At 49.8% G+C, this 15,323-nt stretch carries 7 protein-coding genes and 1 tRNA gene; 1 reads left to right on the top strand and 7 read right to left on the bottom strand.

The window, feature by feature from the left end; all coding sequences use genetic code 11:
* Positions 1 to 128 precede the first annotated feature (128 nt).
* The 5 genes from I2G69_RS08310 to I2G69_RS08290 all read right to left on the bottom strand — a co-directional run bounded on the left by I2G69_RS08310 (position 129) and on the right by I2G69_RS08290 (position 5,097).
* Entirely contained in the window at positions 129 to 545 is a 417-nt protein-coding gene (locus I2G69_RS08310) for a secondary thiamine-phosphate synthase enzyme YjbQ (RefSeq protein WP_087229609.1), read from the bottom strand.
* 62 nt (positions 546 to 607) lie between these two features.
* The gene (locus tag I2G69_RS14260) at positions 608 to 1,318 is read right to left on the bottom strand and encodes a zinc ribbon domain-containing protein (RefSeq protein ID WP_237966390.1); all 711 of its coding nucleotides are present in this window, start codon (positions 1,316 to 1,318) and stop codon (positions 608 to 610) included.
* A 97-nt stretch (positions 1,319 to 1,415) separates the two neighbouring features.
* Positions 1,416 to 2,321: a helix-turn-helix transcriptional regulator gene (locus I2G69_RS08300; RefSeq protein WP_191395803.1), complete on the bottom strand. Its 906-nt coding sequence runs from the start codon at positions 2,319 to 2,321 to the stop codon at positions 1,416 to 1,418.
* Positions 2,322 to 2,381: 60 nt separating this feature from the next.
* Entirely contained in the window at positions 2,382 to 3,200 is an 819-nt protein-coding gene (locus I2G69_RS08295; protein WP_087229522.1) for a response regulator, read from the bottom strand.
* Positions 3,181 to 5,097 carry a sensor histidine kinase gene (locus I2G69_RS08290; RefSeq protein WP_207740573.1) on the bottom strand — a complete coding sequence of 639 codons (1,917 nt, stop codon included), beginning with the start codon at positions 5,095 to 5,097 and terminating at the stop codon, positions 3,181 to 3,183. Before I2G69_RS08290 ends, I2G69_RS08295 begins: the two co-directional genes overlap by 20 nt.
* Before the next feature lie 198 nt (positions 5,098 to 5,295).
* Between I2G69_RS08290 and I2G69_RS08285 the strand changes: the two genes are divergently transcribed.
* Complete coding sequence (locus I2G69_RS08285; protein ID WP_191395804.1) at positions 5,296 to 6,888, top strand: peptide ABC transporter substrate-binding protein; 1,593 nt, start codon at positions 5,296 to 5,298, stop codon at positions 6,886 to 6,888.
* Positions 6,889 to 7,186: 298 nt separating this feature from the next.
* Here the strand turns inward: I2G69_RS08285 and I2G69_RS08280 are convergent, their stop codons facing one another.
* Positions 7,187 to 14,665: a glycoside hydrolase family 97 catalytic domain-containing protein gene (locus tag I2G69_RS08280; protein WP_195560632.1), complete on the bottom strand. Its 7,479-nt coding sequence runs from the start codon at positions 14,663 to 14,665 to the stop codon at positions 7,187 to 7,189.
* A 469-nt stretch (positions 14,666 to 15,134) separates the two neighbouring features.
* A tRNA-Ile gene (locus I2G69_RS08275) sits at positions 15,135 to 15,211 on the bottom strand.
* Positions 15,212 to 15,323: the final 112 nt, after the last annotated feature.

Genomic DNA, 15,323 nt, shown 5'->3' with positions numbered 1-15,323 from the left:
CCCTTTCCCCCTTTTCCGGAAGGATACGCACCTACGGATGAAAAGGCACAACATCCGTCTGGCATTGGTCTGTACTCTATAAAGTAAGCAGGCCGGCCCAGATGCTCCTGAACCGGCCCCACACAAGATTATTCTCCGATGATTTTGATCAAAGCGTGTTTATCCCGCTTTCCATCGAATTCAAAGTAGAAGATCTGCTCCCATGTGCCAAAGTCCAGCCGGCCGTTTGTCACAGCTACCACCACTTCACGCCCCATAATCGTCCTTTTTAGATGGGCGTCGGCATTGTCTTCAAACCCATTGTGATGATATTGGTCATACGGCTTTTCCGGCGCGAGCTTTTCCAGCCACACTTCATAATCATGGTGCAGTCCTGCCTCATCATCATTGATAAACACACTGGCAGTGATATTCATGGCGTTTACCAGAACCAGCCCCTCTTTAATTCCGCTCTCACGCAGCGCTTCTTCCACCTGCGGTGTGATATTGACCAAGCCCCTGCGCGCCGGCACATGGAACCACAGCTCTTTCCGATAAGATTTCATCATTCCGGCCCCTTTCATATTTTTTCCCATCTTACCACAACCGCTGTGAAAAGCGCAATCCCTTATTTCTCTTTCCACCTCTTTAGTTCCGGGAACCAAGACAGCATCGCTCTTTTCGCTTCTGCACGGTCCGTATACCTACCAGAATCCTTTTCCACGTCCAAACAAAAATCCACCATCTGTTCCATCGTACAATCCGCTAGAAAAGCGCCATTTTGGTAGCAATAACGGCAATAATCGGTATTTCTTGTCCCATCCGCATTCGTCCCATACTGGGAAGCTTCTGTCATTGGCATACCGCAGCTCTGACAAAAGTCGGCCAGCGCTACATAGATCGCCACATCCGTAGGTTGGCCATTCCCCATCCCGATAGAATATTCTTCAAAATCACAAGTAAACTTGCGCGGGAGATTTTCCTGCCAAACCTGTTTCCAAAATATCCCCATATCCTTTGTTACATCGCCATGAAACTGAAATTTTGCATAGGAACCGGCTGGGATCGTCACATACCGGATTCCCTCCTGTGGCGCCGGGTCACCATCCACTTCACAGCCGACGAAAGCATCATAATCGCCTTGTGCGCCATTTTCGTAATTGGTATATAGACCGTACGCAGCTTGTCCCTTGCCCCCCGCCAGTCTTCCATTGATCTCCCGAAAATAACGCGTCCAAAGTTCGCCGATCTTTTGCTGCATGTCCGGGCTGGCGTTGCTCGTACGTACAGAGACGCCGGCGATTCTTTTTTTCTGCAATGTTACGATTTCATAGTTCATACCTGTTCCTTCTTTCCCGGGGATTTCCCGTTTTTGTTTCCTCAGTATAAACCACAAAATAGGACAAGAGCATGTCATATTAAAATACAAAGCCTCCCTATTTTTCATAAAGGTCCGCTATATTATGGGCAAAACAGGCAATCCGGTTCTGTATTTCCGGCGGGGAAAGGATCTTCATGGCATCTCCAAAGGACAATAAATAGCCGCAGAGCCAGGGATCGTCCGGATATTCTATGGATACAACGAAAGTCCCATCCTGCCTCCGCCGGATGCAATCCACTGGGAACTCATCATAAACCCGGTAGGCCATCTTTGCGGAAATCTGCAAAACCAATGGGACGGTATGGCCCGATGCATAGGATGGAAGCTCCATTTCCGGCAATGAATGCTGGTCCCGGGTAAAGTGCTGACCGGTCAGGCAGACATGCTGCATCCGGGATATTTTAAAGGTGCGGTAATCCTGTCTGGTGCGGCAATAAGCCTGCAAATACCAACTGCTGTTGCGGAAGTGCAATTTCATCGGTTCCACACAGCGCCGGGCGGTCTCCCCCAAAGTATTGGAATAGGAAAATTCCAACACATATTGTTCCAAGATCCCTGTTTTGAGAATACCGAAAATCTCCCGCTCCGCTGAGGCGCCATTCCAACTGGAAAAGTCTACATCTATCCAATCCGTTACACGCTTCTGAAAAAGCCCATGTAAGCGGGACAGCACTTGTGTCCCCTGCATGCTGGCCGCCCGTAGGCTTTGCAAGGCGAATAGAATTTCATCCTGCTCTTCGGAAGAAAGCAACGAACGGTCCAGAACGAAGTGGGATAAGAGCTGGATTCCGCCGCCCTTTCCCTTGCTGGCATAGATTGGTATTCCCGCCCCGGACAGGAGATCAATGTCACGGTAAATTGTGCGGGGCGACACCTCAAACCGCTCCGCAAGCTGTTTGGCAGTCATGTTCCCATGTTCCATCAACAAATATAGGATGGAAAACAAGCGGCCTGTCTGCATATCGTCCTCCCTACTATACACATCGCTTAGAAACGGGTACAAAAGGCTTTCACACTATACTTAAGATTGCTTTCTGGCTAAAACCATTTCTGCCATTCGCTGCACATTGGGCAACATCTCTTCTGCCCAAGAGTATTCGAACAGAAATGCCCCTGCAAACGAAGCCGCTGCCTGTACATCGCCGGCAAGCAATCGAAAATAATCGCAGTCGAAGCGCTCGCAATTGATTCCCAACTTCCCGCGGACGGATATGAGCGCGTCACCAAGGCCAACCTTTTCCAATGCTTGGCGCAAATACATGCAAGCCTTTCGATACTTTGCCTTGACTTTGCTATCATACTGCTCATCTTCCCATAGGGTCCCAATGATTGAATCCATATCAACCAGCGCGCCGTCTTGACTGATGAGCAGGGCTAGGAGTTCTTTGGCCTTGCTACTTTTGAAATCTACAGGCTTGTCATCGACAAACAATCCAAACCGGCCAAAGGTCCTTATAAAGGCTTTTTTCCCTTCTGTTGGCCCTACGACCCGGCGCACTTTGTCGATAACTTTGCGCACAGACTGCTGTTCAAACGGCTTTAAAATATAGCCATACGCATCTTCATTAAAAGCGTCCAAGGCATACTGTTTATAGCCCGTCACAAATACAACCGCAATGCGTTCATTGATTGCATGAAGCTGGTGTGCCAGATCCAACCCCCGAATTCCCGGCATTTCAATGTCCAAGAATGCTAAATCAACGGGATGCCCTTCCGCATATTTTAACGCTTCTGCGGCATGCAAAAAGCGTCCTACAATCTGCACATCTTCGATTTGTTCGCAAGTATCTGCCAATTCTTCTACTGCAAGCGGCTCATCATCAACGATCATCGTCTTCATCAAAGAGCTGCGCCTCCTGTTCTGGAATTTGAATCACCTGTTTAGTCCCCTTCCCAACCTCGCTCTGGATCTCAAGCTTTGCCTTCAGCAAGGTCTCTAAACGGTAACGAAGGTTTTTTATCCCAACTCCACCAAAAGAAGAGGATTGCAATTGCTCAACGTCAAATCCCACCCCATCATCTAAAATCTCAATCCAGACAAAGCCATCTTTTTGGTAAGAACACAGAGATACGGTCCCTCCCTCAATCTTTTTACAGATGCCGTGCCGCACAGCATTCTCTACGAGGGGTTGTACCGTCAAAGGCGGCACCATAAAATTCCGGCACCGAATGTCTAAAATCACATGAAGACGTTCGCCAAACCGCATCTGTTCAATGTTTAAATAAGCGCGGATATTTTGCAATTCCTCTTCAAACAGGATGGGCTCCGTGCTTTCAATCGAATCCATATTTCCGCGCAGGTAGGTGGAAAAATCGTACACCGCTTTCTCTGCTTTCTCCGGGTCTTTCCGGCAAAGCACTTTAATAGCCAACAGCGCATTGTATAAGAAATGTGGTTGTATCTGGTGCAAGGCCAAATTGGTCTGGGCCTGTTGCAACTCAGCGCGCATTTCCGCAACCTTCAACGCTTCATTCTGAATGGCATTCAGCCTTTTTCCGTCCACATATTTAATGGCAATTGTCAAACACACCAGCCCTATCTGGAATGCAAAGCTGTCGTCAAAGGGGAAAAGCCCTCCAAGCGCCATATCCCCCAGAAGGCATCCGGCATAGACGCAAAGGCATCCGAGGTAATAAGGGAAAAAATAAGGACTTGGTGCATGTTCATCTTGAAGGATCGGTTTTACCATTCCCACAAAAAGGATGGGGGCAAGAAGGATATCAACCAGGGCCCACCACCAGGTAATGTGGAAGGCCAATCCAATCCCTACAGCGATTGCATAGGCTCCCAGAACCAATAGGTTTACACAAACAATCCTCTTCTTGCTTCTTGGAACCCCAGAAGGCTTTGGATTCGCACATAGGAGAATTCCCCAGGCTGCCACGCCCGCAGCATGGAAGGGGAAAAGCATATAATCATAAGGAATCGGTGACCAAAAGCAAAACGCAGAAAAGATCGGCCCCCTGTAAAAGCTTTTTAGCAAAAATAAAATCATCACCAAAAGGATGGTGACTGAATACCCACTTTTAGGTTTCAGCATACGATCCATTGCATAGAAAATAATAAACACAATCGCAATGCCCAACAGCAGCGAACTAAAAATGATATCCCGCTCCGCCGCCTGTTCGTATGTAGAGCGGTCGATCAAGATGGGCGCCAGGCATAGGCCTGGATAAACATGGCTGGATACTTCAATGACCAATTCGCATTCTGAAGAGCGCAACGGCAAGGTGTTCATTTCAATATAACTCGGGAATACTTCCGTGCTTTCCGGATTTTTCAAAACCGTCCCGCTTCCAGAAACCGGCTGCCCATTCAAAAATATCCGGTATGCGGAAGGAAGATTGGGGACCACTACAAGCACGTCAGCCTCTGGTGGGCAATTGACAAGCCGTATGCGGTAACTGGCATATCCTTCATTGGGCAAGGCCTGTCCATCCTGTTCCAGCTGTGTCCAATAAGATGGCACCTGAACCAATGCATCCGGTTCCTGATCTTTTAAATGATCTGTAACCAACAATTTTTGCCAAAAAAATTCCCATTCGCCCTTTAATATAATGGGTTTCCCCGTATCAAAGTCAATTCCTTGCAGGTCCACTGTACTGTTTTCCAAGCGGGAGATTTCTGGATCATGCAGCGGCTGCCAAATCCCCATAAAGATGACCAATCCTATTATCATAAAGCACAGACAAGCCGCCCAGATATATTTTTTGTTTTCTTTTCGCAAAGCTTTCATGCAAGTGCCTCTTCTCAAATGGAACTTCCCATTTTAGTCTAACGTAGTTCATGCGCATGAATTTTCCTTTGAAAAATCATGCTATGAGAAATCCATCAAAATTTTATTTTTATATCTTGTAGGTGCCTTGTATATAGAAAACGTTTATGCTATGCTAAAAAACATACAAATTTCTATGATACATTCCAGGTGATATGTGTGAAAAAGGTGAAAATATATTTTCTTCTTATATGCCTTATGGTTGGCTTCACCGCTTGCAGCACGCCGCAACCCTCTCCGAAAAATCATACACATCCAAAAATCTTGCGGTATGCGTTGGCTCAAGAGCCCAACACATTAGACCCACAAAAAGTAGATGCCTCTCCTGAAGCAACCATTGCCTATCATATATACGAAGGATTGATGCGTTCTTACGGCGACCAACTTCTCTATGGGATTGCCAACTCTTACGAAATCTCAACAGACGGGCTGGTCTATACCTTTTATTTGCGAGATGCATGCTATAGCGATGGGACGCCCGTGCGTGCACAAGACTTTGTCTATGCCATTCAACGGATGCTGACGGAAGAAGATTCCAGCCGTCCCTTTATGGCGTACCCAATCAAAAACGCTGCGAAAATCCACCGGAAAGAGCTTTCGATAGATACTTTGGGAGTTCAAGCGACCAATGACAAAATTTTAAAATTTGTTCTGGAAAATCCAACCCCCTACTTCCTGCAATTATTGACCTTGCCAACTTTTAGCCCAATCCCTGCACAAAGCGATCCTGCTATGGTGGATATAACGCTTTCCAACGGCCCGTTTATGCTGAAAGAATGGAACCATAATGATTCGATTGTTCTGGAAAAAAATCCAAACTACTGGGATGCAGATAACATCCCACTAGACCAGGTGTCCATTATTATATCGACCAATGGGACAAAATTGCTCGACATGTTTTTTAATGGTGAACTGGACGTCTTACCCACAAGCACAACCAATGTCCCAGAATCATTCTCCCCTTATATCCAATACTATTATAATGGTGCGAATGATTTTATACGGTTAAACATGGATGGCAGTTGTCCGCTCAGCAATAAAAATTTACGTTTGGCATTAAATTATGCACTTGACCGGAATGCCTATGTGGATGCTTTGGGGTCGGAGGATGTGACTGCCATTTCTCGCTATGTGCTGCCGATCCTTCCCGGGACTCACAAAACTTTTGGTGAAGAATATCCACTGGAAGCGTTCCCTCTCAATGGAGACGCGCAAAAGGCAACCGACTATTTAAATGCCGCCCTTCAAGACTTGGGGCTTAAAGAAGCGTCGGACATCCGCTTAGAGCTTTTGGTTTCGGATGATTATTGGGCCCGAACGGAAGCGAATATCATCAAAGAACAACTGGAATCTGTTTTAGGAATTTATATAAACGTTTTCTCAGTCCCTTATCAAACCCATATGGATTTAGAAGAGACCCACAACTTTCAAATGTCCCTATCCGGCTGGATTCCGGAATATGCAGACCCCGCTACTTACCTGGAACTGTGGACATCGGATTCTTCTTATAACTATGCCAGTTATAAGAGCGAAGAATATGACGAATGCTTTCAAACAGCCAATAGCCAAATGGACGCCCAAAGCCGCATGAGCCTCCTGGCGCAGGCGGAAACCATTTTGCTGGAAGACGGAGCGTTAATTCCCCTGCAAATACGGCAAAGCGCGCTATTAAAGAATCCAAAGCTTACAAATTTCCAAACGTATTATATCAATACGGAATACCAATACATCTATGCAGATTTTTCAACCTAAATAAAATCTTATACAACAAAAGAAAAACGCCTCCTGCCTCAGTGAATCCTGTGGCAGGAGGCATTTTTACTGGGAAATGTTTTGCTATTTGACTGAATGGACAGAGGCTTCCTGCGGAAGATGTTCCGCAGGATTGCCCCTTAAATTTGCTGAATGGATGGTAATTACAATGCTTCATCGGACGCGCGGCGTCTTTCGCGGGCACACAGTGCCTTTTCGCGCCTACGGCATTCCCTACGGAAGCAAATCACAATAGGTTTCTCTTTCTGCTCCACAAAGGAACATCTTACGGAAGCAATCAGCCAATCGTCACCGTGCAGTGCTTGACGGCGCTCTGGCCCGGCAAGGTCGTGTAAACGCCTGTGCTCTGGCCAGGTGTGCCAATCGCCCATACGCGGAAGTAGTAATCGTTTCCGATCTGGGCTACAAACTGCGTCTTCAGTACATTGCCATTGCCCACTGTAAAGCTCGGCATCAAGTTATTGCCATTTACAACAGTCATCTTGAAACAGTATGCGCTGCCGCTCTTGACTGTGAAATCAATCGTTGTATCGGAAATCACTCTGGGCTGAGCAGTTGCTGCACCTGTACCAACAGCCACTACAACGCCATCGGAACCCATCGGATTGCCGCTATTCGACGAACTGGAACCGCTGGAGCCACTGTTGCTGGGTCTTCTGGCCAGGTTTACAATGGCATCTTTAATCGCCTTCGTTGCTGCATCGATGGTTGCCTGGTCTGCAGTTTCCGGAAGCTGCTCTGCTGCTGTAATGGCTGCTTCGACTGCACTCCAACTTGCCGCTGTGTAATTGCTGGAATTCAAGCTCTTTGCCTCTGTCAGCGCCGCATTCAGCTCGTTCCAATCTGCCGTCTTCACCAGCTTTACAACTGCACCGCCGGTCTCCTTCAGGTCAATCGACATCGCCTGGCCCTTTGTAACGGTCATCGTCTCGGTGATGATCGCCTTGGAGGTATCGTCGTTCATCGGGTCGTCGCTGTCGCGGAAGATATATGCGGTATACGTCGCGCCGTCATCCAGGAAGTCCAGGTTGAACTCCGCAGTGCGGGCTTCGTTTGCCAAAAGGCTTACATACCAATCATCGCCTGTAGTACGCGCCATATTGACATAATGGCCCGGGTCGCCGTCCAACAGGATGCTGTCTTCCCAAGAGGTTGGGATATTCTTAAAGAGGTTTTCATATGCCACATGCGCACGATAGACAGCCGGCTTATCGGCCATTGTCTGGATGCCGCACTCAAACATGATGGTTTCCGCCACCAGATGCGCCTGGGTTACGGTCTTGTTGCCGAAGGTATTGCCATAAGAGGCCATCGGGGTGAAGTCCGCACCGCCCACTGCAAAGCGGGTGAACGGAAGCATACAATCGAAGTATGCGTCATTCCAACAGCTCTCACCGCCGGAAACAGCCTCGCGGCAGATCGCGTTCGGATAGGTTCTTCTTTCGCCGGTCGTCTTGCCAGCGCCGTGGATATTGATGAGCAGATGGTTCTCTGCTGCTTCCTTGGTCAGGATATCCAACAGCTGGATAATTTCCTGGCTCTGCGAATCAAAGAAGTCCGGCTTAATGCCCTTGATGCCCATATCAGCCCATTCCTTGATGCGCTCGCGCTCTTCCGGCGTATCCAGGTCGCGCTTGTTCGCCCAAACAATCAGGCCAACACCCTTCTCTTCTGCATAATCCAGGACTTCCTGCATCCAGTCATAGTAACCGTCATACAGGTCGTTGCCGCGGTTGTACACGCGCGGCTGCCAGCCTTCATCCAGAAGCTGGTATTTCCAGCCCATCTCAACCGCGAAATCGATGTACTGCTTATACAGCTCCGGTGCAGTCTCTTCCCACGTAGTGCCTTCCGGCAGATTGTCGTGGCGGAGATCGCCGTTCAACCAGGTCCAGTCAACCGGGCTCGGAACAATCCAGCTGGTGTCTTCGATTGCGCAATCGGGGTTCAAGGTTTCTGCCAACGTGTTCTCCGCAATGTCCGCCGGATCGCCGATGACCATAAAGCGCCATGGGGATACAAACGGTGCGGTGGTGACGATGTCGCTGAACTGCTCCGGCGAGAACACGACGTCCAACATACCGGAATCATGGCCCACGATCTGTCCGCCGCTGTACTGCGGGGTAAGCGCTGCTTCGGACAAGAGCGCCCAATCGCCGTTCTCGGTCTCATAGAGCAATGGCATGCAATAGCCGCCTTCCAGCTCTTCGATCTCCTTCTGATAGTAGCGTTCCTCATTTGCCTTATTGAAGTCCATCGTCTGTGCGATGGAGCCGTCCGGCATCAGGAATCCGGTCGCCTCCGAAGAGATCGTCAGTTCCTCGCCGTCCTGTCCTTCGATCTGATACTGGAATGCCATGCCATCGTCATAGACGCGGCTGACAATGCGATAGGTGACGCCGTCCTTTTCAAAGTTCATCGTGAGCTCCGTGCCGGTTGCATCGACATGGCTCTTCTTCGCGCCGATCAGATCGTAGGAATCCGTCACGGTCTCGGTCTTGGAGTCCACAAAGGTCAAACCTGTGCGGAAATCGCCCAGATTGGTGACCAAGCCGGTGGGAGAAGTGCCGATCACGGTGTTGCCGTCTCTGGAGGTTGCAAATACGACGGAACCATCGTCGCGCAGGGTAAACAGGGTCTTGATGGAACCATCCGGGGAAACAGCGGTCCAAGAATCTTCCGTGCCGTTTCCAACGATGACATCCAGGGTCGTGGACTGCGTTACGCCGTCCAGTTCCACATTGCAGGTGATCGTCGCAGTACCGTCAGCCACTGCTACAATCGCACCATTCTCTACTCTGGCAACGGATTCATCGCTGCTGCTGTAGGTGATGGTTGCATTCGTCAGGTCCGCCTTGATGTTCTGCAGGCCGCCCCAACCGACCCGGCCGATATAACCGGTCACGTTGATCGCAGAGGTTTCGCCCACCTGCATCCAGGTCTCTTCGGTTCTCGCTGTGACGCGGGCCAAATCCTCCTGCGCTTCCTCGTCGCAGTAGAGACGGGCATCCGCCCAAGTCGTGCTGCTGCCGCCGTTTGCATACAGGGTCAAAATCTTTGTCCCTTCCGGAATGGCCACTTCCAAAGCGCCGTTGTCCGGCGTAATCTGGTTTCCATCGTACGAGAGTGTCTTTGTGAGGATCGGCTCTCCGTCCGCTAGAACGATAAATTCGCAACTGCCTCTACCCGCTGGGAAGCAGCCGATCGCCTTAAAGGTTTCTGCATGCAGGCCGGTGATGTCAAAGGTCACCTGGGACGGTGCAAAGGTACCGATGCCCTTTTCATAGATAACGGTTTCGCCGTTTTCATTCCAGGAGATCTCCGTCTGGTACACCGTCTGATCCTTGCGAACCAGGAACCAGCTGTCTACCGCATTGATCCATTCCAGATCACTCAGATAGATGGCGTCCGGGTCCGCCTCATGGTAGTTCTCGTTTCGGATCTGCTCTTCGATCGTCCATACGCTAGAGGGCGCTGCGTCGGTCGCCAAAATGACCAACGTGCCATCCATTGTTGCATCGTTTTCCAATGCAATATAGAGCGGGGACGCCTCGGAAGCCTTATTCATCAGGCGATACTGTCCCGCTTGCTCTGCCGGGACAATCTCCCACCACTGTGCATCGTTTGCCGTGTCCGTAGCGCCGAGGGTCAATGCAACACCTTCCGCGACATTGGAACCGGTCGGCATCAATACGGTGGAAGTTGCAGATTGCAACTGAATCATATAGTATTCATTGTTGCTGTCCGGGATCAAACGCCAGTACTCTGCTTCGCCATCGAAATCCCACCACAGGTCGATGATCGCGCCTGCACTGGAATTGTCACTGTTGGATTCCATGCAGCTGCCGTTCAACACGGTCTTGATCTTATAGTCCGATTCTGTGTTCCAGGTCGGCTGCTGCGGTTCATCACTCGGATGGAAGTTATCGGGAACATTCGCCCAAGCTTCCGAAACCGCTTCGGTCTCCGGATAAATCTTCGCAAGGAAGTTATACATATCGACGTCGTATGCTTGGAGTTCCTCGCGGGTATTGACCGGGCCGCGCACGCCGTCCCAAGAGCCGTCGTTCGATTCGGACATCGCATTGAACCAGATCGCCGTGCATGTTGCGAAATACTCTTCCCTGTTCGAAATCGCGTAGCTGTCCGGCCAAAGGTTCTTCGCCTGTGCAGAGGCATAAACCGCATCAAATTCCTCTTTCAGTTCCGGGATCGAATCCACGCCGAGCAGATGGACGGAGTGGCCAAACTCGTGAACCAATACGGATTCATTTTCATAGCTGGTATAATGATTCGGAGAATCCTGCCGCAGAAGACGGAGGACATTTGCATCATAGATGCTGGCAACCGGATTGCCAACCATCCCGCCGTAACCTTCTACATAATACATATCCGGATCATACGTCGCACGATGTTCCGGAATGCTATAGGCGCTTTCTCCCTGGCCATATACAGCCAGCTCTGCGCCATTCTCAATCATCTTCTCCGCAATATCCGAGCGTTCGGAAAGCATGACATCTACCATGTCCGCCGCAGCCTGCAACGTGGAAGGCTCCACTGCATCGCTGGACTTCACGGTAATGCCACAATCCGCCTCGACAAACTGCGTATAGAACGGAGCAACTTCCACGGTATAAACCTTTTCTGTATCCGCCGCCTCGTCCAATTCGTTTGTCACATTGCCAACCACCTGAACGGTGATCTGTGCGTCTTCTGCAGGAACCTCTTTCAGCTCCAAAGTGGTCATCTGATCGAAATACAGCGCTCCATTGCCGGCATTGTAGCCATAGTCGTTGAGCTCTGCTTCCTGTCCATTCACCATGACCTGGAAACTGGCCTTTTCATCGGCGCCTGTCACATCCTGATCCCAATCCAATTCGATCAGGCGGTCCGTGATCAACTTTGCCTCGGTGATGGCCGGAGCTTCTTCCTGCACCTTGTCCTTCGGGACATAGTGGATGGCTGCGCCGCCGGTCTCTGCCAACGGAATCGTCAGCGTATCGTCTTTCGTGACGACCTTGATTTCCTCTACAATGCTGCTGTTGACCGTTTCTTCATCGACCACCAAGTTGCTTCCGTCCTGATTGTGGCGGCCAAACTGGTCATAGGCAGCGGGGCCTGCCTCCAGAACTTCTGGGGAATCCTTGTAGATATAAGCAACGTATTCGCCGTCGCCCAGGAAATCGAGCGGGAAGGTTGCATCCAGCTTTCCATCGCAAATGATGCCCTGATACCACTCGTCGCCGTTTCGACGGGCCATATTGACATAATCGCCCGGATACCCGTCGATCAAGATTCCCTCGTCCCATTCGGACGGCATGTTCTTGAAGTAATGCTCATAACCGGGATGTGCACGATAGACATCCGGCTTATCGGCCAAGCACTGCAAGCCGCACTCATAAATTACCGGCAGCGCCGTCATGTGCGCGACCGTGAAGCGGCCCGGATTGTGGTTGGTCAGGTTGTCGTTTGCACCGTAAGAGACCATGGGGGTATAGTCCATCGGGCCTACCGCGCCGCGTACAAACGGCAGCGAACAATTGTGATGGGCATTCATAATGGCGCCCCAGGTATCGATATTGTCCACCGCATAGGCTTCTGCACCGCGGACCGCCTCACGTGCGATCGCGTGCGGCCAAGTGCGGCGTTCGCCGGTCGGCTTGCCCGCACCGTGAACATTGATGAGCAGATGATATTCTGCTGTTTCTTCCATCATCTTTTCGATGAGCTGGATGGTCTCCTGATCCTGTGAATCAAAGAAGTCCGGCTTAATGCCCTTGATGCCCATATCGGCCCATTCTTTAAACATCTTCTGCCGGTATGCATCATCGGTCAGGTTTGCCTTTCTTGCCCAGACAATCAGCCCGACACCCTTTTCAGCGGCATAGTCGATCAGCTCCGGCATCCAATCGTAGTAACCTTCGTACTCATGTTCACCGGCCGCTGTATTGCCGCGCGGCTGCCAGCCTTCGTCCAAAAGCTGATACTTCCAGCCCATTTCTACGGCAAAATCAACATATTTTTTATAATATTCCAAGCCGGCAGTTTCGAAGGTAACGCCATCCGGCAACTGATCGTGGCGAAGATCGCCGTTCAACCACGTCCAGTCAACTGCACCCGCCTCGATCCAGCTGGTATCTTCTACCTTGCTTTCCGGAGAAAGGGATTCTGCCAAAGTGTTGTCGGTGATCGTCTGCAAGTCTCCGATCACGACATAGCGCCACGGGCTTGCAAACGGCAGCGCGGTTTCCACATCGTCCGTCTGCTCCGGGGTAAAGACAATGCGCAAGAGGCCGGTACCATCGCCGGTCATCTGTGCACCGCAATATGTACCATTCAGATCTGCCTCGTTCACCAAAGCAAATACATCGTCTTCCGTTTTGTAGAGCAACGGCATCGAATACCGATAATTGAGCTCCGTAATCGAAGGATGCTCAATCTCTACGTCCTCGTTGGACTGGCTGTAATTCATCGCCCAGGTATACGCGCCATCCGGCAGACGAACACCCGTATGCTCCGAAGAGATCGACAGATCCGTGCTCTCATCGCCATTGATGCTGTAACGGAACGCTACGCCATCGTCAAACACACGCAGGATGATGGCATAGGACGCGCCTTCTTTTTCAAAGGTAAAGGTCATCTGCTTGTACGAAGCATTGACATGCTTGACTTTGGCGCCAAAGAGGTCATAATCCTCCGTCCCGCTGGTCTCTTCGACATCGACAAATTCGAGGCCGCTGCGGAAGTCCCCTTCGCTGGTAACAATGCCAGTGGGAGAGGCCGAGACAACAACGGAATCGCCATTCAACGCGGCGTAGGATGCCACTCCATATGCCGCATCATAGGCAAACAAAGCAGAAACTTCGGAGGTTGGCGCCGTCAATTGATAGATCGCGCCATCTATTGGTTCTGTTCCTACAATGATTGGCGTATAGCCTTCTACGGAGCTGCCATCGCTCAAAGTCGCCGAAGCAACGATCGAAGCAACGCCATTGGCCTTCGCCGTAATTGTATACTCGCTGCCTTCCTGCGTAACTTCCACCACATCCGGATTGCTGCTGGTGATTTCGTCGATCGCAAGGCTCTCTTCATACTCGTCCAACGCGGTTGCTTGAAGCGTTGTGCTTTCGCCCACGTTCAAGAGGGTCTTACCTGCGGAGACATTTACAACCGGGTCAACCGGCTCCGGAGGTGCTACCTCAACCTTACTGATATTCCAGTAACTAGAGGCTGTCGTCCCATCGGACAAGATAACCGGGGTTCCATCGTCCACCGCATCGTCTTCCAGCGCAATATAAACCGGTGCGGTTCCTTCCGAAGCCTTATTCAACAGTTTATACTGGCCCTCTGTCTCTGCAGGGACAATCTTCCACCACTGGGAATCGTCTGCGTCGTCGATGTTTCCAACCGTCAGCTCTGTGCCTTCCACAGCCGCCGAATCAATTGGCATCAAAACGGTCGCATTGGTGTTTTTCGGTTGAATCCGGTAATATTCCCCATCGCTATCCGGAATCAATCTCCAGTACAACGCGTCATCGTGGTAATTCCACCAGAGGTCTACGGTTGCACCCGGGTTTGTGTTTCCAGAGTAAACTTCAATGCCTGCGTCTTTCAACACAGTAAGAAGCTCATACTCTGCGGAAGGATCCCACTCTTCCGTGGCTTCACTTTTTGCGAATGCAGGCGTCCAAATGGAACATACCATTGTGAATGCCAGAAGTAGCGACAAAAGTGATCGCCATGCTTTTTTCTTCATCCTTTCTTCTCCTCCTTTGTTTTCAGGCAAAAGCCTGTTGGTACATTTGTTATTGTAGCAGAGGAAGTGTTCCAAAAGTGTTCCATAATCCATTAAATTTTCAGTATATTTTAATAAAAGACAATTCATTTCTACTGAATCAAAAAATTTGAATTAAAACTTTTTCACTTTTCTTTGAATCTAACGCAACAGAATCCTATATAATAAATAAGTATACGAGAGATGAGAATATGAAAAAACGATCTGTGCAGTATCCGAACTCTGTGAAATCCGTGTGTAAACACTTCATCATCGTGACAAAATGGCATCTTCTTTAATGATTATCACGAATCATTTTAACCTCCAATCAAGACATTAAAAAATGCCCTCCAGAACTCTGGAGGGCATTCTACATCCATACAAAATGAACTATATAAAACTATTGATAAAAACAAAAACCCTTCCAAAATGTCCTACATTCGGAAAGGGTTGGTGGGCCATCAAGGACTCGAACCTTGGACCGACCGGTTATGAGCCGGTTGCTCTAACCAACTGAGCTAATGGCCCCTATTCACATTTCAACGAAAATATCCGGATAAACCAAAGGAACTACAAAAAGTAGTTCCTTCATCAAATGGCTCCCCCTGTTGGACTCGAACCAACGACCCTGCGGTTAACA

This window comes from Anaeromassilibacillus sp. D41t1_190614_C2, assembly GCF_015558525.1.
GTDB lineage: Bacteria > Bacillota > Clostridia > Oscillospirales > Acutalibacteraceae > Anaeromassilibacillus > Anaeromassilibacillus stercoravium.
The sequence above is the reverse complement of the archived record's forward strand: the minus strand, read 5'-3'. Positions and strand labels throughout refer to the sequence as shown.

Excerpts from the sequence above, each read along its gene's own strand:
- I2G69_RS08295 (WP_087229522.1), bottom strand. The coding sequence starts at position 3,200 with ATGAAGACGATGATCGTTGATGATGAGCCGCTTGCAGTAGAAGAATTG.
- I2G69_RS08290 (WP_207740573.1), bottom strand. The coding sequence starts at position 5,097 with ATGAAAGCTTTGCGAAAAGAAAACAAAAAATATATCTGGGCGGCTTGT.
- I2G69_RS08310 (WP_087229609.1), bottom strand. The coding sequence starts at position 545 with ATGAAATCTTATCGGAAAGAGCTGTGGTTCCATGTGCCGGCGCGCAGG.
- I2G69_RS08300 (WP_191395803.1), bottom strand. The coding sequence starts at position 2,321 with ATGCAGACAGGCCGCTTGTTTTCCATCCTATATTTGTTGATGGAACAT.
- I2G69_RS08280 (WP_195560632.1), bottom strand. The coding sequence starts at position 14,665 with ATGAAGAAAAAAGCATGGCGATCACTTTTGTCGCTACTTCTGGCATTC.
- I2G69_RS14260 (WP_237966390.1), bottom strand. The coding sequence starts at position 1,318 with ATGAACTATGAAATCGTAACATTGCAGAAAAAAAGAATCGCCGGCGTC.